Source organism: Brevibacillus sp. FIR094, assembly GCF_050477165.1.
Taxonomy (GTDB): Bacteria; Bacillota; Bacilli; order Brevibacillales; family Brevibacillaceae; genus Brevibacillus.
The window spans coordinates 126,843-146,481 of record NZ_JBEAES010000003.1 but is presented as its reverse complement, the minus strand read 5'-3'; the positions used below and the strand labels follow the sequence as shown (position 1 = coordinate 146,481).

General features: G+C 46.9%; 16 protein-coding genes and 1 pseudogene. 6 read left to right on the top strand and 11 right to left on the bottom strand.

Annotated elements, in window-relative coordinates; translation table 11 throughout:
* Window positions 1-97: 97 nt before the first annotated feature.
* Window positions 98-994, top strand: a complete 897-nt coding sequence (locus tag ACQ5DJ_RS03610) for an NAD-dependent epimerase/dehydratase family protein (protein ID WP_429841220.1) — start codon at window positions 98-100, stop codon at window positions 992-994.
* Window positions 995-1,006: 12 nt separating this feature from the next.
* On the opposite strand, the gene ACQ5DJ_RS03605 is transcribed toward ACQ5DJ_RS03610, so the two are convergent.
* From ACQ5DJ_RS03605 to ACQ5DJ_RS03575, 7 genes are all read right to left on the bottom strand, one after another.
* On the bottom strand, window positions 1,007-1,495 hold the full coding sequence (locus tag ACQ5DJ_RS03605) for a MarR family winged helix-turn-helix transcriptional regulator (RefSeq protein WP_429841219.1): 489 nt from the start codon (window positions 1,493-1,495) through the stop codon (window positions 1,007-1,009).
* A gap of 146 nt (window positions 1,496-1,641) precedes the next feature.
* Window positions 1,642-2,979 carry a serine hydroxymethyltransferase gene (gene glyA, locus ACQ5DJ_RS03600; RefSeq protein WP_429841218.1) on the bottom strand — a complete coding sequence of 446 codons (1,338 nt, stop codon included), beginning with the start codon at window positions 2,977-2,979 and terminating at the stop codon, window positions 1,642-1,644.
* Window positions 2,980-2,990: 11 nt separating this feature from the next.
* A complete protein-coding gene (locus tag ACQ5DJ_RS03595; RefSeq protein WP_429841217.1) occupies window positions 2,991-3,653 on the bottom strand; it encodes a GntR family transcriptional regulator in 663 nt (220 codons plus the stop codon).
* Between the two features lie 132 nt (window positions 3,654-3,785).
* Window positions 3,786-4,385, bottom strand: coding sequence for a TetR/AcrR family transcriptional regulator (locus ACQ5DJ_RS03590; RefSeq protein WP_429841216.1), 600 nt, complete (start codon window positions 4,383-4,385; stop codon window positions 3,786-3,788).
* A 7-nt stretch (window positions 4,386-4,392) separates the two neighbouring features.
* A complete protein-coding gene (locus tag ACQ5DJ_RS03585) occupies window positions 4,393-5,142 on the bottom strand; it encodes an alpha/beta fold hydrolase (RefSeq protein WP_429841215.1) in 750 nt (249 codons plus the stop codon).
* A gap of 155 nt (window positions 5,143-5,297) precedes the next feature.
* Window positions 5,298-6,230, bottom strand: a complete 933-nt coding sequence (locus ACQ5DJ_RS03580; RefSeq protein ID WP_429841214.1) for a response regulator — start codon at window positions 6,228-6,230, stop codon at window positions 5,298-5,300.
* A 4-nt stretch (window positions 6,231-6,234) separates the two neighbouring features.
* Window positions 6,235-7,545, bottom strand: coding sequence for an ATP-binding protein (locus ACQ5DJ_RS03575; protein WP_429841213.1), 1,311 nt, complete (start codon window positions 7,543-7,545; stop codon window positions 6,235-6,237).
* Between the two features lie 216 nt (window positions 7,546-7,761).
* Here ACQ5DJ_RS03575 and ACQ5DJ_RS03570 point away from each other — a divergent pair, with 216 nt between their 5' ends.
* Window positions 7,762-8,739 carry a glutaminase gene (locus ACQ5DJ_RS03570; RefSeq protein WP_429841212.1) on the top strand — a complete coding sequence of 326 codons (978 nt, stop codon included), beginning with the start codon at window positions 7,762-7,764 and terminating at the stop codon, window positions 8,737-8,739.
* A gap of 43 nt (window positions 8,740-8,782) precedes the next feature.
* Window positions 8,783-10,195, top strand: coding sequence for an alanine/glycine:cation symporter family protein (locus tag ACQ5DJ_RS03565; RefSeq protein WP_429841211.1), 1,413 nt, complete (start codon window positions 8,783-8,785; stop codon window positions 10,193-10,195).
* 53 nt (window positions 10,196-10,248) lie between these two features.
* Here the strand turns inward: ACQ5DJ_RS03565 and ACQ5DJ_RS03560 are convergent, their stop codons facing one another.
* On the bottom strand, window positions 10,249-12,834 hold the full coding sequence (locus ACQ5DJ_RS03560; RefSeq protein WP_429841210.1) for a metallophosphoesterase: 2,586 nt from the start codon (window positions 12,832-12,834) through the stop codon (window positions 10,249-10,251).
* Window positions 12,835-12,836: 2 nt separating this feature from the next.
* Window positions 12,837-14,102, bottom strand: a complete 1,266-nt coding sequence (locus ACQ5DJ_RS03555; protein ID WP_429841209.1) for a class I SAM-dependent methyltransferase — start codon at window positions 14,100-14,102, stop codon at window positions 12,837-12,839.
* A 177-nt stretch (window positions 14,103-14,279) separates the two neighbouring features.
* Between ACQ5DJ_RS03555 and ACQ5DJ_RS03550 the strand changes: the two genes are divergently transcribed.
* Window positions 14,280-14,984, top strand: a complete 705-nt coding sequence (locus ACQ5DJ_RS03550; RefSeq protein ID WP_429841208.1) for a MerR family transcriptional regulator — start codon at window positions 14,280-14,282, stop codon at window positions 14,982-14,984.
* On the opposite strand, the pseudogene ACQ5DJ_RS03545 reads toward ACQ5DJ_RS03550, so the two are convergent.
* Together ACQ5DJ_RS03545 and gnd are read right to left on the bottom strand one after the other, a co-directional pair.
* Window positions 14,985-15,769, bottom strand: a pseudogene (locus ACQ5DJ_RS03545) (enoyl-CoA hydratase/isomerase family protein).
* A gap of 186 nt (window positions 15,770-15,955) precedes the next feature.
* Complete coding sequence (gene gnd / locus ACQ5DJ_RS03540) at window positions 15,956-16,852, bottom strand: phosphogluconate dehydrogenase (NAD(+)-dependent, decarboxylating) (RefSeq protein ID WP_429841207.1); 897 nt, start codon at window positions 16,850-16,852, stop codon at window positions 15,956-15,958.
* Window positions 16,853-17,022: 170 nt separating this feature from the next.
* Between gnd and ACQ5DJ_RS03535 the strand changes: the two genes are divergently transcribed.
* Both ACQ5DJ_RS03535 and gntK read left to right on the top strand, forming a co-directional pair.
* Window positions 17,023-17,889: a MurR/RpiR family transcriptional regulator gene (locus ACQ5DJ_RS03535; protein WP_429841206.1), complete on the top strand. Its 867-nt coding sequence runs from the start codon at window positions 17,023-17,025 to the stop codon at window positions 17,887-17,889.
* A 196-nt stretch (window positions 17,890-18,085) separates the two neighbouring features.
* A complete protein-coding gene (gene gntK, locus ACQ5DJ_RS03530; RefSeq protein ID WP_429841205.1) occupies window positions 18,086-19,627 on the top strand; it encodes a gluconokinase in 1,542 nt (513 codons plus the stop codon).
* Window positions 19,628-19,639: the final 12 nt, after the last annotated feature.

Below are 19,639 nucleotides of genomic sequence, written 5' to 3'. Positions count from 1 at the left end.
GTTAATTATAAATACCGTTGACAACGCGAGAACGTTACTAAATAATGTACCATATAATTTAGTTACTAAATTAAATATATATGAAGGAGGTTTTGTCATGAATGTTTTTCTTACAGGAATCACAGGTTATGTTGGATCTGTAGTCGCCGAGCATTTGCAGTCTCTGGGGTATCAGGTTGCTGGACTTGTTCGATCAGAAGAGAAAGCGGAGCTACTGCTCTCACAAGGGTTCACCCCCATTGTTGGCGATCTTGTGGATACCACACTGCTAACAGCAAGTGTTAAAAAATTCGATGGTGTCATTCATATGGCGATCTCGCACACATCTGATATGGAAAAACTCGATGTAGCAGCGGTTCATGCAATGCTGAAAGGTTTGGAAGGCACAGGGAAGCCATTTATTTATACGAGCGGTACGCTGATCTATAACGATACGTACGAGAATGTCGTGAACGAGGACTCTCCTCTTGATCCCTTACCTTTTCTCCAATGGAAAGCGAACCAGGAGCAGGAAGTTTTAGGAGCAGCCGAGCGTACTATTCGTACGATCGTCATACGTCCAACTCTTGTCTATGGTCGTGGCGGTGGACTCGTCCAAGCAACGATTCAAAGGACGAAGCTCTCCCAATCAGCCAACTATATCGATGACGGGCAAACGGCATGGTCTACTATCGATGTTGATGATTTGGCGAGACTTTACGAATGTGCTTATTTACGAGCACAACCAGGATCATTATTCAATGCGACTTCCAAGGAAATGATCACGACGAAAGAGCTCATGACTTCGATTGCGAAAATAGCTGGGATAGACAAAGTGGAATCATGGAGCTATGAGGATGCAGCCAAAGCATTAGGACCAGCCGCTTGGGGGGCAAGCATCAACCAGAGAGTATCTGGATTGCGCGCGGAACAACAGCTGCATTGGAGTCCCTCTGCCAACTCGATCCGCAAAGAGCTGGAGCAAGGTTCTTATCAAAACAAGAAAAAACCATAGTTCATCATCGAACTATGGTCGTGCTTCATCGGTATCCTGATAGGTATGCAGGAATCTGATTGATTTCGTTAATATGCGGATGAGTGCCTGCGCATCATCCGTACCAAGATGCTCATGCAATTGCTGAAAACGATTAAACAGCTCTTGCTCTCTCGCTGCCACAAAATCAAAGCCCTCTTTCGTAGGGGCTACGAGAATGGAGCGTCGATCCTTGGGTCCCACGGTACGGGTGATAAACCCAAGCTGTTCGAGTGATTGAATGACATGCGTCACAGCTGCCGACGTTATTTTCAACTGCTTGCCTAGCTCGGAAACTCTGATGCCGTTCGTGCCTGGGGGACTTACGTAGGTCAAGTGAACAAGCAAATTCAATTCGCTCTGACGGAGGTCTTTCGAAGGACTGAAAACATGTCCGATCCGCTTTAACTGACCAAATACGAGAGCCAGCTCTTTCGTCGTATGGTCAATAGTAACATCCGAGTTTGTATGGTCTGTACTCATCCGTTTAGACTCCCATTCTTTGATGGTATCAATCGATTATTTACGAAATGAAATGACATTGTCAAGGATGAGAGTCCACTTACGACTCGAAAAAGCACCGTATGCCAAGGTCTGAACTCCGGCATACGGTGTTTATCCTACCTACTCTATTCTGGGAAGCAGAACTGCATCTTGCTAAACGATCTACGCAATTCGATTATCTTAGACTGGACAACCTCGGGCTTTTCCCTGCCTGACAACACACTTACAATCAGCTCTGCAATCGTGTCCATCTCTTGTTCCTTCATGCCAAAGCGAGTGACTTCTGTCGTCCCGATACGCAGACCGCTTGGGAAGTCCCAATCCTCTGGTCCGTCGCCTGGAATCAAATTTTTGTTCGTGATGATGTTTGCTTCTGCCAACCGCTTGCCCACCTCGTAACCACCGCCAAACTCTTTTACGTCCAAAATGACTTGGTGTGTACGTGTATAGCCTTTGTGCGCGCAAAGCACCCTAATTCCCCGTTCATCGAATGCTTTTCCCAGTGCTTGTGCGTTCATCACAATTTGCGCCATATATTGCTTGCCAAACGCCAAAAACTCTGCCGCCGCTGCAGCCAATGCCGCTACCCGGTTGACTTGATGTGTCGCGGCAAGAGCTGGGAAGATGGTATCTGTAATCGGTACCGATAGTTCCGGGTCATTCCAGACGATAATGCCGCTTTGTGGGCCGCTAAACGTTTTCCCAGCAGAGCCGGTCATCACACATGCCCCTTCTCGCAACGGGTCCTGAAATTGACCACCACCGATCAACCCCAGCTGGTGTGCGCCATCAAAATAAATGCGACCGCCCCATTCTTTCACGATCTCAGCCATCTCCTTCAGTGGAAATGGAAATAAGGTCATGGACGCGCCTAGGGTGACGAGCTTTGGCCTAACTTGTCGTGCGACTTTGGCGAACTCGTCCAGATCAACGGTAAGCTCAACGGGGTCCATTGGCACATCGACAATTTGCAAACCGCGAATGCCAGCAGGCCCGTCTACCCGATTGCTGGAATGCCCCCCAAACGGTTGCGAGATCGTCATAATCGTATCGCCTGGTTGTGTTAATGCCGCGTAGACCGTCATGTTCCCGATCATGCTCGCTACCAATCGATGGTCAGCAAAATTGGCTTGGAATACTTTTTTCAATAGCTCAACACATAACGCTTCGATTTCATCAATATATTTCGTGCCAGCGAACCATCTCTGCGTGCTACCGATATGTCCTTCCGCAGCGCGAGTACCAACCTCAGATGCGAGCAGTTGACGTACGATGGGCGTGGTGGGTGCTTCTGGTGCGAGCAAATTCAGGCATTCCTCGCCTCGCCAAATCGCATTGCGGTTGACAGCATTCACGATCTCTTGCTGAATCAGACGGTGTGACGGACTCTCTTCGATAATAGAACGTGCCCATTGCAAAACACGCGAATCATGTACTTCCCCCTTCATTTCAACCGTACTCATGCCATTACCCCCTATTCATCATTGGAATGGTGTGTAAGCAATCTGCCAAGGTTGATCCAGTTTTCTTCCATCAAAGAAGAGGCAAGCTGACTGTTGTTGTCTCGAATCGCTTCGATGATTCTGCGGTGCTGTTCTACTGATTCCACCCCTTCTAAGGAACCGAATCGAGCAAATTCTAAACGCCGAATTTTCGGTACAACTCGCTCAAGTGCCAGGTAGATTTCACGATTCCCCGCAGCCTCGAGGATCACGTCGTGAAATCCATCATCTGCCTCGATCGCTTTGATCACTTCTTGCTGTTCAAGTGCGACCTGCAGCTTTTCATTCCATTGCTCTAGACTACGGATGACCTCCGATTCAAATGGCATCGCCAATCGTGCTGCCAACCCGTGCAAGGCCGCAACAACAGGAAAAGCGTTCTTCGCCTCCTTTTCAAGTAAGGGTGTCACCCGTGTTAGAGAGCCCGGAACGGATTCAATAAGCCCTTCGTCCTCCAACCGTTTGAGCGCTTCTCTCACAGGTGTTCGACTCACGCCAAATAAAGCCGCCAGCTCGTTGTCGTTGACGCGTTGTCCTGGCTTTAGCTCCAGCATGACGATCGCTTTCTTCAAGCCTTGGTATACTTGTTCGCGTAATGTGGGGCGTTCGATTTGTTTGATTAGGTTTGTGTCCATAAAACCAATATATTGGTTTTGTTTATTTCTGTCAATTTTAAATATTTAGATAAAAACAAAAGGACAGAAATAGAGGCTGCCCCACCAGTATCATTTACGAATGGGAGAGCCTCTTCATTATTGAACGTCACTCTATGATTCTGCCGATCCGCTACAATACTCCCGAACAATCTGCTCCTTCATCTCTTCAACCGGAAAACCTTCCGGATAAGTCGTCATCATCAGCATTGCGCCTTGGAGCGCAGAAGAAAAATAGAGCGATCTCAATCTGGGCTGCTTTACGCCTAACTGCTTGAATATCTGGCACTGGACTTCAAACTGCCTGCGTGACTCCTCATTTAATTGCTCTCTGTAAGAAGCAAGTACCCGATCATCTTCGGGCTGCGTCTGCAAATTCAAGTAAAAACGATAAACATCCGGTCGTTTATAGACGTTATCAAGTGCACCGTCAACAATATGGCACAGCTGTTCATGAGGCGTTGCGAGCTTCGTAGCAGCCTCCATCACTTCTTTTACTTCTCCGATCCGGATCTGAACCATCGCGGCGAGTAGGTCTTCTTTGCCTTTGTAATAATTGTAAAGCAGTCCCTTCGATATCAGGGCCTGTTTGGCTACATCGTCGATTGAGGTCGCGTGGTAGCCTTTTTTTATGAAGAGCGTCATCGCGGCTGCATGGATTTTGTCTTTTGCGGCTTGGCGAATTCGCTCATTTTCAGCTGGGGTACGAGGCACGGTTTAGTCAATCCTCCAAAAATTCAGTGATAGCGCGAGCGATTTCTTCAGGATGCGTCAACGTCGGTTTATGATCGGCACCCGTAATCTCGATAAACCTTCCCTCTGGTAATACTTCTTTAAAATATTCAGCAATCCGCTGCGCATCTAGGGCATCTTCCTTCCCGATTATGAAGCATGCTTGATTGGCCAATTCTTCAAGCCGCTCAATGGCAGGGGGCTGCGGCCATACGGACTCCCATGTCGCCCACTCGAACATTTTCGCTAGGTTATGCTTCGCCATCTCTACCAGTAGGTCCTTCTGCGGACTTGCCATCACGAAGCGGTACGGGCAGGCGGATAAGGACAGCTCTACCATTCGGTCAACATCCGGTGCTGCTTGGAGTTTCTGCATCCATTCCGTAAACGGCTGACTCGGTGTATACCCTGTCACATCAGGAGCAATCAGCACGAGCTTGCTCACTCGCTGCGGATAAGTCAATGTAAAATCCGTTGCAATTCGACCGCCTATCGAGTGCCCTACGAGTATGGCTTCGTCCAGTTGGAAATGGTCCAAGACGGCAAGCAAATCATCGACGTAGTTCGCTGTCTCTGTTGGAGACGGTGATTTCCCGCATCCGCGTCCGTCGAAAGCAATGACCTGATATTGTTTCGCTAGAATCGGCGCGACGAACGTCCAATCTCGCAAATCAGCACCGCCACTGTGCAATAGAATGAGTGGTTTTCCTTCCCCTGAAACCTCATAGTACAAATCCATCGGTGATCCCTCCGTGAATTGTAGTTTTGGTATATGATCCCAGTTTATTATTGAATGAACGTTTAGTAAATAATAAACAATTGCATTCCCATACAAAACAAAAAGCCCTAATCAACATGATCAGGACTTCCTTCTCCACGTCAGATACGGAACAATCACGCTTCCGACTGAATACGTTTCGCCTCTGCATACAGCACTTGAATGAACTTTTTCATATTAATCCGAATATCTGAACTCGGCGATGCGGCATTGCTCTTTAACTCCGCCATCTTCTTCCACACATACGTAAAGTCAAAAAACTGTGAAGCGTAATTTTCGAACTTCCAATTCGAGAGGTCAGCAAGCCCCAGAGACGCCAAATGATTCAGTGACTGATAGATCGCTCGACGGACTCTCTGCTCAGAAGCTTTGACAACCTTGGCGACTTGTGGATCGTCCACAGCTACTCCGAGCCTGTCCTGTGCTACTGCCACAAAGATCTCTTTCAGGGCTGGAAATCCATTTTTAAACGTATGCGTCTGTTCGTATCCATGCAAGAAGTCCAAAATATCTAGCAAATCGTTGCTTCCATTGTCCCCCGCGATACCCAACTCCGTTAACAGAAACTGACCCGCCTCGCGAAGTGGTTTGCCCTGTGACGGACGGGGTTGTCCGGAAGGCTGCTGGTCCACTTGCATGACGGCATTCAGCGATTTGTGAATGTCCCGTATCGAACGTTCGAGGCGAATTTTCTCGATCACTTTTTGGAGGATGGTCACGACTTCGATCTTGTTTACGGGCTTGATAATGTAGTATTCACTTCCAAGGGCGTAAGCTTGGGCAATCAAATCTTTCGTTTCTGCCTGAGAAATCATGACGATCTTTCCTGTGAATGTCGGCTTCACTTGACGAATCGTCTCAATCCCATCCCGGTTGGGCATGAACAAATCGATCAGCAAAATATCTACGTTGCGTGCAGTTAACGTATGACCGTCTACCATCGAGCCGTCAGATGCTTCCCCCACGACTTCGCCCAGATTCTCGTCTTCTATGATTTCCGTCAACATGAGCCGTACAGCATCATCGTCATCAACTAAATAAAACAGCATCTTCTCACTCTTTCTTCGTTATCGGATCAATTGGTAATCGCATGAGAAATGTTGTCCCCTTCCCATCTACTCCATCCTGTAAGGAGATTTCCCCTTGCCATTGTTCCACCAATTGTTGTACATAAGACAGTCCGATCCCTGTAGAGGGGTTGCCGGTTCGATCGTATTTCGTAGTAAATCCAGGCTTGAACAGCAAAGCCTTTCGCCGTGGAGGTACCCCCGGTCCGTCATCATTGATTCTGATTTCCACAAGATCGCCTACCCGATCAATTTCAATGGAAATAGCTCCTGTATGCTGGATGGCTTCCACTGCATTCGCCACCAGATTATTGATCAGGGAAAGCATCATGAAAACGTGGTAGAGCGGATGTGTCCCCGAAATGGAAGCTGTGATTTGTATGTCCTTCTCCAACAAGGTTGCATACTTCATATTGCTTCGATTGATAATGTCCACGAGCTGATGGATATCCATGTAATCTGAAATGCTTTCATCGGATATCAGCTTGTGAAGCCCAGCAAAAATGCGTTGGTTGTCCTTTTTAATCTCGTGAACCTCTCCTGCGACAATCAATGCTCGCTTGGCAAAGCTCTCTACATTCGCTGATACTACCTGTTCCTTATGAAGCTCATGTAAGCCCTGGTATAACTCGAAAGACTTCATACTAATACTCTCGGCATTTTGTAGTGTTTTCTTCAGATGAATCGATTCCTCATACAGGTTTGAAATCAACATCAGCATATGCTCGTTCTGTTTTCTTGTCTGTTGCTCCCGCGACTGTGCTTCGTACAGCTTCATCATATTGAGAAAACTTATCACGATAAAGCTGTGGGATAGCGCGATGACGAGCATCTCTTGCACGGCTCCCCAAGTGAGGACCGTATCCAGCAGCACATATTGGGATAGAACCTCCACCAGATCAGCCAATACCTCAATGCACATTCCCATCAATCCAACCAGTATCGTCCTGTTGTGAAAACGGCGCATTCCAGTTAGATAAAACAGAACAGAATAAGCGAAATAAAAGAAAAAGCTAGAATAATGCGCTTGGAGGGAAGCCTCCCATGCTGGATGATTCCCGGCGATGAGGTCGATCACAATCCGAAAGCATACGACCGTCATCCCCGTCAAAAAGCCAGCGAGCACAGATGGAATTCTTTGAAACAGTAATAAAAAGAAGAAAAAGGTAGGAGCTCCAAAGCTAATTCGAAATGTCTCATTGACGGGATAAAATTTCAACTCTCCTGCCAATGGGACCGTAATAAGCATGAGCGCCAATATATACCAATCTCGTTTTACTTGTGTCTGAACAGGCATGCCTCTCACTTCCCATGTTGTTTCTTGATGCCCCTATCTATTTTTATCGAGAATGCGTAAAAAGCACAAGTCTAAAAAAAATGTGAAACTTACATGAAACAATCTGTGAGTTTTTGTTTTATTTTGTAGGGTGGTTGTAAAGTGTTCATTATATGTATTTCGCGAAGCATGGAAGCGCTTTCTATATCCTTCGCGTAAGAGCAATGTATTCGATTTTTGGGGGGAAAGGCGTTGATTCAACAGGTTTTACTCGTGGATGAATTACAACAATGGGTGGAACAATATCGTTCCAAGGCATCTGAAGGAAAATGTGCCAGTTATATTCCTGCTTTGTACAGAACAGATCCGAATCAGTTAGGCATTTGTATCATCGAGCCTACAGGAAAAATGCTCACCGCGGGTGACTGGGAAGTTCCTTTCACGATGCAAAGTATTTCCAAAGTAATCAGTTTTATTGCTGTTTGCTGCTACCATGGTATCCCTTACGTGTTGGATCGGGTAGATGTAGAACCGACTGGAGATGCATTCAACTCCATTATCCGTCTGGAAATGAACAAACCAGGTAAGCCTTTTAATCCGATGATCAATGCGGGAGCGATTACGACCGCTTCACTCCTCCCTGGTCAAACACCGGATCATAAGCTGCGCTACTTGTATGCATTTTTCAGTAAAATTACCGGTGTTACGCCAACGGTGAACGAGGAAGTGTTTCTTTCCGAATGGGAAAACTCTCACAGAAACCGGGCACTCGCCCACTATTTAAAGGATACCGGCTATTTGGCATGCGAAGTGGAAGACGCTTTGGAGGTCTATCTCACCCAATGCTCGATTGAAGTAACCACCGAGCAAATTGCCTTGATCGGTCTCCTTTTGGCACTCGATGGCTACCATCCGATGCGCAACGAACAAGTTCTCCCGAAAGATGTCGTCCGTCTAGCCAAAGCACTGATGCTCACCTGTGGCATGTACGATGCATCGGGCAAATTCGCCGCGAATGTTGGCTTGCCAGCAAAAAGTGGCGTCTCAGGCGGTATCATGACACTGGTTCCTCCTAACCGCAAACCACATTCACCGTTTCAAGATGGTTGTGGAATCGGTATTTTTGGACCTTCCATTGACGGTTGCGGAAACAGTGTAGCGGGCGTTTCTTTGTTAAAACATATGGCTCAGGAATGGGATGTAACGATTTTTTAGAGAATACTAAGGAAAAATTCATAACTAAATTCGAGGTGACACGATGCAACAATTCCTACTCGATGTAACAGCTTCCATAAACGATTTTTTGTGGTCCTATATTATCATTGTCATGCTAATCGCGTTAGGCTTGTTCTTTACCTACCGGGGCAATTTTTTGCAAATACGTATGTTGCCGGACATGCTCCGTTCCATTAAAGAAGGAAGAGCAAAAGACGATGGCGGCATCTCCCCTTTTCAAGCTTTCGCTATTAGTATGGCCGCGCGTGTCGGCACAGGGAATATTACAGGAATTGCCATTGCGATCGCATTAGGTGGTCCTGGCGCCGTATTCTGGATGTGGGTCATTGCGATTATTGGTTCTGCATCCAGCTTTGTTGAGAGTACGCTCGCTCAGATTTATAAAATCAAGGATAAAAACGGTTTTCGTGGCGGTCCGGCTTATTACATGGAAAAAGGGTTGAATAAACGTTGGATGGGCGCCCTGTTTGCTGTCCTCATCACCCTTTCGTTTGGTCTCGTATTTAACGCCGTGCAATCCAACACCATCACGATTGCCTTTGAAAATTCTTTTGGGACAGATAGACTGGTACTCGGTATCATCATGACGATTGTATTTGCGGCAATCATCTTCGGCGGTGTCAAACGAATCGCGAAAATGTCGGAGTACATCGTAATTGTATTGGCTGTATTGTACATTGGGATGGCCCTGTTTATTATGATGATGAACATCTCTCAGATGCCTGCACTGATCGCATTGATCGTGAAAAACGCTTTTGGCATCGAACAAATCGCTGGTGGAACCCTGGGTGCAGCACTGATGCACGGAATCAAGCGTGGTTTGTTCTCAAATGAAGCTGGTATGGGTAGCGCGCCGAACGCTGCGGCAACGGCAACGACAAGCCATCCAGTGAAGCAAGGTCTGATTCAAGCATTCGGTGTTCTATTCGATACCCTCGTGATTTGTACAAGCACAGCTTTCATCATTTTGCTGTCGGGCGCGTACACACAACAAGGATTGAGTGGCATTGAGCTGTCCCAAGCAGCACTGAGCATTCATATCGGTTCTTGGGCTTCTGGCTTCCTTGCCATTATGGTGTTCCTGTTCGCCTTTAGTACTTTGATCGGGAACTACTATTACGGCGAGACCAATATCGAGTTTTTAAAGACAAGCAAAGCATGGCTATTGCTGTATCGTCTAAGTGTACTCGCCATGGTGTTGTTCGGCTCTGTGGCAAAGGTACAACTCGTATGGGATTTGGCCGATTTGTTCATGGGCCTCATGGTCATTGTCAACCTGATTGCGATCGCCATGTTATCGAAAATCGCCTATGCTGCGCTGCATGATTACATGAAACAGAAAAAGGCAGGAAAAGATCCTGTGTTCTACAAGGACAGCATTGAAGGCCTTGAAAATATCGAAGCATGGGATGCTGCCCCATCGTCCAACAAATAGCTCTTCAAATCAAAACGAGAAGCTTGCTCAGTCAGCAGCTTCTCGTTTTTCATTTACAATCGCGGATCGATCTCTTTTTCCTTCGCCACTTCAAAGAGCATCGTTGCGACTACTTTTTGATATTCCGTATTTTCTGGTGTAATGTCGTTGAATTTGAACCCAAGCATCCGCTCACCCAGCCTGTGTTCCTTCATCGAAGTCTTGAGCTTTTGCGTACTATTTTTCTGATTGAACAGCTTTCGGTACTTGTGTGGAAAACGGTAGTCGTAGCCATAAATAATCGCCAAGTACTCCGGATTGCGAACCTTCATGGCAGGAACTACCTTCTGATCGATGACCTCTGGCTTGATCACGATGCCTTCCATCTTGTTTTCCAGTGTAATCGTGGAAAAGTAACGTGCCGCTTGTTCATACGCATTCGGCTCAGATAAATCGATGGCGAGAAAATGATCGTCATTTACGAAGCGATACATATCGGATGTTTTCCAATCGGGCAATTGCTCGTCCCCATTCAAATAGACGGTCTTGAGAATAGTAAAAGGCTTGTAGGCAAGCTCCCCTTCTCCTGCGTAAAGCTCCATCTGTTTTTGGTAAATGTGATAGGCCTCCAAATGCTTATCGACAGGAACGTAGCTTTCTTTGATTTCTCGCATATACTTGTAGTTTTGATACAAGCTCGATCCGAATTTTTCCGTGAGCGCACTCTTGGAAAGGTGGAACTGGTCTTTTTCGAATCCGCTCTCGTCATAGGTGTGAATGAGTTGGTGAAGCGCGTCTTCAAAACCGTTTTCCTGCAAAAATGCAAATTCACTGCGCAACGCGGATTCGATTGGTTTGAACTGCTTTTCGATCAAGCCCTTCCCTATTGCACTCCACGGCAACAATTCGCCATCCAAGATAAGCATCGCCATTTCATTTTGCTCCATGTATTCACGGAACCTTGCATGTAGCTGGTCATAAATCGGTGTCAAATCAACCTGATTGATGGCATAACCGTTCCTGCTGATCGCAAAGCATTTGTCGCGATCATAATGGAGATAAAGATTGCATCTCGAACCCATGTATTTCGGCTGCAACACAACTTGATGAATACCTCGATTCGCAAAATAGTCCAGCCCCGCCTTCAACGACTCCAATTCCTGAGTCGACTGATCCTTATCCGCCGGAGGCATCGTTCCGGAAATAAAATTGACCTTATTTTGCGAGCAGTAACGGAGTCGACGGAGTTCTTCCTCTTCCAAATCTCCCATGGATACTTGTCTTTCTGCATGGAACAAGATCGGCAGCTCATCAGTCATCACCTGATGCTCAGACTGAAACGATTTGAAAAACGGCTTGTGTGCGATCACGACGGAGGTCAAAGCATTTCCGTGCACACATCCGGTATCGAGATGGAGCTTGTTCTTCAGGCGAAACGTTTTTTGTGCAGCGATATGTCCAAAAATGTGATACGGATGGTTACTGACCGCTTCAACCGTCAAGAATGCGAGTTGCTCCTCCAATGAAGCTGTTCGGTCTATCCGAAAATTACGTTGGCGACGCATCGAATTCGCATCAAGCTTTCCAATATACTTCTTTTTGCAGGGAGCGTGTGTTACATAATAGGACGGGCCAGTCAGTGCGTTCGATCGATAAAACGGCTGAGCGAGCGTATATAGGTGATTGAACATCTCTGTTAATTCAGCGTCTTTTTCCAGGACGTTTGTGGAATCAAAGTAATTCTCCAATAGCAGTGGGTCTACCCCTTTTAGTTCCTTTCGCAAGTACTTGTAGACAAAATTTTCGTGGTTCCCGAGCACAAACAAGAAATGCTGTTGATTTTCGTATAGAAACTCGATGATCTCCTTGGTTTGCGCTCCTTTGTCGATCCAGTCCCCTGCTACGATGATTTTGGTATGCTGCACCTTGTCCGTCGAGATGAGACGATTGTCCTCAAGCTTGAATCCGTAGTTTTGCAGGAGACCTTTTAATTCGTGGACGCATTCGTGAATGTCTCCGATGATGATGTATGTTTGGTCTTTGGGAAGGATCGTAGCCAGATAAGCATCCTTATTTTCGATTACGACCTCATAACGAGGATTAGCTACCCCAACTGCTAGTGCGTAAAAATCTTTGTGCCGTATCCTGTGAATGTTGTGGTACCCTTCCTTGGATAATGCCCGGAGCACTTCTTGCTTCAACCGGAGAATATGGTTCGTAATCAGTTTTTTTGACCGCTCGGATGCGTAGTAATCTTCCCGATTGCGATAATCAAAGAGGATCACTTCCAAGCGGTAATTGTTCTCTACTGCAATTTCGCGGACTTTCGAGCGGAAGTCTTCTGCTAGCCCTGTTGTATCGACAACCACGAATTCGGCGTTGATTGGGAACGAAGTCACCAAGCGCAGCTTTTCAAACAGGAGCTGAAATGCCTGCTCACTGGCTTCCAGCATCACCTGATCATACTTGTCGTAATCATAGCCCAGCAGTTCCTGGCGAATGCTGTCCGAAGAAATGTATTGGACATTTGCTTTTACGTTTTTTTGTTCATCTTCAAAAGAAAGCTTCGGTATAAGTACTTCCTTAGCAAAAGTCGTTTTCCCACATTCGGTGGGACCGACGAGCATAAAAATCGTGTGAACCTGCGTCTGTAACAGCATCGTTACGCCCCCTTTCTCTGGACAATGACGCCTTGAGTGGTGTGTATGTCATTCACGCCGTCACCAATGGATACAAATTGCCCCTGCACCCCGGCTTCTTCCATGATCTCGGTCATCCAAGTCTGGAACTCTACTTGTCCCATTTCCCATTTATGATCGTCGTGGCGATAGCCTTCCAGCTCATAGAACGGATTAAAATCCGAGTTCGGTGTCGTAATGATCAAATGGTCAAAATCTAAAGTCCTGCAGATTTGCTTGATGAGGGCTCTCGCTTCTTCTTTACTCATATGCTCAATGACCTCAGTCAAAATGACATCTACCTGCTCACCGTTATAATCCTGTAAAAACTGATCAAGCGAACGGAACAAAATCAGGTTCGATATCTCTTTCTCCTCGGCCCTGCGTCTGACTAAATCCAGTGGTTGTTCATCGATATCGATGGCATAGTAATACTGCGGCAGCTTGGTAGCGAACGGAATCGCATAAAATCCTTCTCCGCATCCGATATCTACAATGGATTTGGTAAAAGGAAGCTTACTCGCGATGTAGTTCCTTCTCTGCAAACCGGTGCTGCCGTACTCCAATTGAATGGGGTAGCGGCTCGTCTTCTCGATCTCGGTCTTATACTTTCGATAGCGCTCTCTCGTTGTCAGGAAGTTGCGAGCGAACAGGCTTCGTATGTAAAAAGGTGCGTCGATGACATGGATACTTTTGATGTATTTATCCAGGATGTTATCAGATATATCGATGTACTCTTTTCCAAACATACTCAAGAATAGACAGAGCACGCTCACGACATGGAGAAGCTGATGCAGACTCGTTTTCGTTGTGATGGTCAGAGCGTAGCTTTTATCGGCGTGGTGCTTGAGTTCAAAGGTGAAATCTTTGAGGTGCTTCTCAAAAAATGTCAGATACAGCAATCGTTCGATGTGAATCATGTTAATGAAAAAAACATGCTCATACCCTTCAGTATCTCGCTCGTCGTGTTGCTTCATCGGAGCGGAAAAAAACTCATTGATCGCATTTAACGGAAACAAGGGTGTATTGTACCGGGAGACATTCAAATATTCAAAATGTTCCTGTTCGGATTGTTTATAGGAGACCTCATTTTCTGCATCTTTAAAGTAAACGTTATATGTATCCGCATTGGAAAACCATCCGTATGCGATGCCTTTTCGAATGGATCGTAAACTCAGTCCGGAATTCGGATTTTTCTTGATCATGTACGAGAAGTCCGGGTTCTCTGATCGTAGCTGAACAATGGCCATACGTTGTCTCACCTCTGGAAAAGAAGAATGAATATCTACTGACAATCTTCGCTTTTTCCTCCCATGCTGAACAGGGTAAAAGTATTACGACTTTCCAATTAACAGAAGCAATTGATTCAACATGTTGTTCTTGGTATAGTGAAATCCGCGATAACAAACCAACGGGAGGTGCGTCAGATGCCTTATTACAAGCCGATTGAGATCGCTCGAGAGCTACATATTAGTACGAGTGCTTTGCGTCATTATGAATCATGGGGAGTCGTTCCTGCTCCTGATCGGGCAGACAATGGTTATCGACTTTATACAGAAATCCATCTTGCCTATTTTCGTTGCCTTCGCGCCATGTTTCCCGGCTTTGGGGTTGCTGTCACCTGTGAAGTCCTTCGATCGCTTCAAAAAGCGGATATGGATGCTGCCTTTTGGCTCGTGAATAAAGAACAGGCGAACCTCCAACAAGAAAAGGTCGCAGCCGACCAAACACTCGAACTTTTAGAAAATCTCGATCTCCCCTTGCCTCCAAACAAAAAGTGGCGAAACCGCATGACGATTGGTGAAGTCGCTGCTTACACAGGAGTCACAACGTCTGCGATTCGCCATTGGGAAAAAGAAGGCTTGCTAGTACTGCCACGAGATCCTGAGAATGGCTACCGCCAATTCACTCCCATGGATATACGGAAGATTTTGCTTATCCGCACCTTGCGCAATACAGTGTATTTTTTAACGAACATGAAAGAAATTGTACAAGCAGTAGAAAATCAAAGTATTGAGCAGGCCAAAAAAGTGACGGCGGATGCGATCAGTAGCATTCACGATCGCAATCGCCATCAGATGTACGGAGTTAGGCGGTTGGTTGAATTGTGTGAGGTATTGAAGCTCGTGTGATTATCTCCCTGTAAAACGCGGTGGAGTCTTGTCTAAGAATGCTTTGGTTCCTTCCCGGAAGTCTTCGGTGGATGCCACGAGTCCGAAGTAGTCTGCGCCTAGAAGTGCGGACTCCTCTACTGTCAGGTTACTCCCTCGATGAATCGCGTCCCACGTTAGTTTCACTGCCAGCGGAGACTGAGACAAAATTTCTTGGAGAACCTCCTCTGTTTCTGCTAGGAGCCTCTCACGCGAAACGACCCGATTTACCAGTCCCATTCGGTTTGCTTCATCCGCATCTATCGCTGATCCTGTCAGAAGCAACTCCGCGGCACGGCCTTTTCCGATTAGCCTAGGGAGTCTGGTTGTTCCACCAAAGCCTGCCACGGCTCCAATTCGCACCTCTGGATGTCCCATTTTGGCCTGGTGAACCGCAATACGCAGCGTGCACGATTCAGCGATCTCAAGGCCCCCGCCTAACGCATAGCCATTAATCGCAGCAACGACTACTTTTCCCAACGATTCGATTTGACTGGTCACTGAAACGGCCAACTGAGCAAAATCCCTTACTTCCAACGGTGTCGCCTGATGCAGATACGAGATGTCGGCGCCGGCCGAAAAAGCTTTTCTCCCGCCCCTGTAAGGATGACCGCTTTCACACTGGGATCGGTTTTGATCCTGTCCAAGATGGTCGAAAGCTGATTAAGGACATCTCGGTTCAATGCATTCAATGCCTCTGGTCTGTTTAGCGTAAGGGTCACGATTCCTTTCTCATTCTTGTACAAAACAACCTCTTCAACGCTCATCTTTCCATCCTCCCATCGTTTTAGAAGCTACTGAATAAAAAAGCACTTTTCGACCAGACAAACTTTTGGGCGATACCTGCATACTTTGCTATATGAATGGAAATTCCTTCTTCTTCCATATACAAAACAAAAAAGGATGACCCCGGAGCTTCAACCATAGAAGCACCTTTACGGTCATCCCATTTCTTATTTCTTTTCTACGGCATGTCCACCAAATTCATTGCGCAAGGCTGCGACCACTTTTCCGTGGAACGTATCCTCGTCCAACGAACGGTAACGCATCAGTAAGGACATCGCAATCACGGGTGTGGCTGCCTGTAGATCCAGCGCGGTTTCCAGCGTCCATTTTCCTTCCCCGGAAGAATGCATGACCCCACGGATTTCATCGAGATTAGCGTCTTTCCGAAAAGCTCGCTCTGTTAAGTCCATCAGCCAGCCTCGAATGACGGAACCATTTGCCCACACGCGTGCGACCTCGGCAAAATCGTAGTTATACTGGCTTTTCGCAAGTACCTCAAAGCCTTCCCCAATTGCCTGCATCATGCCGTATTCGATCCCGTTATGAATCATTTTCAAGAAGTGACCGCTGCCCGCTTCCCCAGCGTACAAATATCCGTTTGTAACGTTAATGTCGCGAATCATCGGCTCAATATGAGTGAATGCTTCCCGATCTCCACCAATCATCATACATGCTCCGTGGCGTGCTCCCTCCATGCCTCCGCTCGTACCTGCATCCATGAAGTGAATGCCCTTTTCTTTTAAGCGAGCATAGCGATCTAATGATTGCTTGTAATGAGAGTTGCCACCGTCAATGACGATATCCCCTGCAGCAAGCAAGGTAGAGAGTTGATCAACCAATTGATCCACAATCTCTCCTGCCGGTACCATCAGCCATATTACGCGAGGTGTCGGCAGCTTGGCCACAGAGTCTTCCACCGAAAATGCTGGAATCGCGCCTTCATGACTCAACTCTTCTGCACGCGTAGAATCTACATCATAGGCTACGACCTCATGTTGGTGCGAGAGCAAATTAAGCGTGAGATTGTACCCCATTTTTCCTAATCCGAGGATCGCAAGTTTCATATCGTGTACGTCACTCCTTTTGGAACATATCCGTTACCACGTATTATAAGATAAAAATTTTCATCTTTCATCAAAAATGAAGAAAATTTTTTCGAACCTATGAAAAGGAGTCTGATTTTCCTTATACTATCAGTACAGATCCACAATGGAACGTTAGGAGGTACCTATTGATGAACGCTTCCACCTCGCATGCTCCTCGTGTGCTCACGCAATTACGCGCCATCTATACGCAATTAAGCGGGAAAGAGCAACAGATCGCCGACTATATTTTGGAGCATGCCAGTGAAATTATTCACTTCTCGATCACGGAGCTAGCCGACCAATGCCAGTGTGCAGATGCTACCGTATTTCGTCTGTGTCGCAGGCTTGGCTTTCGCGGCTACCAAGCATTCAAGATCGCCTTGGCAAGTGAAGTCACGAACCCAAAGCAAACCATTCACCAAGAAATCAACCTCGACGACGATGACGTCAGTGCGATTGCTGAAAAAATTTTCACAGCAAATATCGAGACGATTCGGGATACACAGCAGATAATCAATAAAGAGGAGTTAATGAAAATCGTCTCCTGTTTGGAAAACGCAAGCCGGATCGAGTTTTATGGCTCGGGAGGCTCAGCCGTCATCGCGCAGGATGCGTACCACAAATTTATGCGGACAGGCATCCCTTGTCTCTATCATTCTGATGCTCACTACCAAGTGATGTCCGCCTCCCTGCTTCCCGCGGGTGCTGTCGTCGTTGGCATCTCCCATTCTGGCTCCAATAAAGATATTCTAGAAGCGTTGCGGGTTGCCAAGGAAGCCGGCGCAAAGACAATCGGCATTACGAGCTATGGGAAATCTCCCCTCGTACGTCTGGCAGATATGTGCTTGTACACGACTTCACGCGAAACCGTATTTCGTACGGAAGCACTATCGTCCCGGCTTGCTCAGCTAAGTCTGATCGATCTCCTCTATGTAGCCGTATCCTTACGGCGGCAGGATGATACGATCGCCAATATCCAGCACATTCGCGAAGCTATCTCACTCAAACGCCTGTAAATCAGGCGTTTTTTCTTTTGCTTGCCCTCCTCTTGCAATTTGCAGGAGAAAAATGCAAAACATACAAGCATCGTGTAAAGTGTTTAATTATAAAATAATTTTTTTCTTAATGCTTAACAAATGAAAAAAATTTCGATATAATCGCGTTATCTCCATGACAACACGTTGAAAGCGCATTCAATTAGGGGTGACTTCTATGACACAAACCTATTTTATCGGGCTTGATATCGGGACAACCAGTACCAAAGCAATTGTATTCACTCCTTCCGGCGCCATCCGCGGTACGGGTAATATCGATTATCAGCTACTCGTTCCCCAGCCGTCTTGGGCTGAGCAAGAACCGGAGACGATTTTTGCTGCTGTCATCCAGGCATTGAAGCAAGCACTAGAGCATTCAGGCATTGCCAAAAGCGAGATCGGTGGTATTGGCTTCTCTACTGCCATGCACAGTCTGATCGCTGTCGACCCGAGTGGCAATCCCCTGACGAACAGTATCATCTGGGCTGACAATCGGAGCGTGGCACAAGCAGATCGACTAAAAGCAGACGGTGTCGGTCATCAGATTTACTTAGCGACGGGCACGCCCATCCATCCCATGTCCCCACTGCCCAAAATCATGTGGCTACGGGAGAATCTGCCTGATACGTTTCGGCGGGCAGCCAAGTTTATTTCGATCAAGGAGTATGTCATTTATCGGCTTTTTGGTGAGTATATCGTCGATTACTCCATTGCTTCAGCTACGGGGCTGTTCAATCTGAGAAAGCTCGACTGGGATGCGGAGGCGCTCCAAGTTGCAGGCATTTCCAAGCAACATCTCAGTGAGCCTGTACCGACTACTCATATCCTGCGAGGAATGAAGATTCGTTATGCGGAAGAGATCGGGATCGATCCAGATACGCCCTTTGTTGTCGGTGCTAGCGATGGGGTTTTGGCAAACCTCGGCATCGGAGCCATTGATCATGGACAAGTAGCCATCACGATTGGCACGAGTGGCGCTGTAAGAACCGTAGTTCCAGAGCCGATCACCGATCCAAAAGGACGGACTTTCTGCTACGTGCTGACGGAAAACCATTGGGTGATTGGCGGTCCCTCGAACAACGGTGGGATCATGCTTCGCTGGTTCCGTGACGAATTCAGTTGGCCCGAAGTGGAAAAAGCCAAACAGCTCGGCGTTGATCCCTATGAAGTCATGATCCAAGCTGCTGAGCATGTTCGAGCTGGTGCAGACGGGTTGCTCTTTCTCCCCTTCCTATCCGGAGAACGAGCTCCATACTGGAACGCACAAGCAAGAGGCTCCTTCTTCGGTATCGGCCTCCATCACAAGCGCGAGCATTTTATCCGTGCTGTTCTCGAAGGAATCTTGTTTAGCGTCTACAGCATCGGTATCGCCCTGCGGGACCTGGCAGGTGGAGCCAAGGAAATTCGTGCATCGGGTGGATTCGCCCGCTCGCGGGAATGGCGCCAGATTATGTCCGATATGTTCGGCTATGAAGTGCTGATTCCAGAGAGTCATGAAAGCTCGAGCTTTGGTGCCGCTCTCTTGGCGATGCATGCATTGGGGGCAATGGATCATTTGCAAGATGTGAAAAAGATGATTCATATTTCGCATCGCCATGAGCCTGATTTGGAACGATCCAGTGTCTATTTGGAGCTTTTCTATATATACGAGCGTGTTTATTACAACCTGCTGGAAGAGTACAAGCTGATAGCCGAATTCCAAAAGCGGTTGAACAACTAGAGACAACAACTA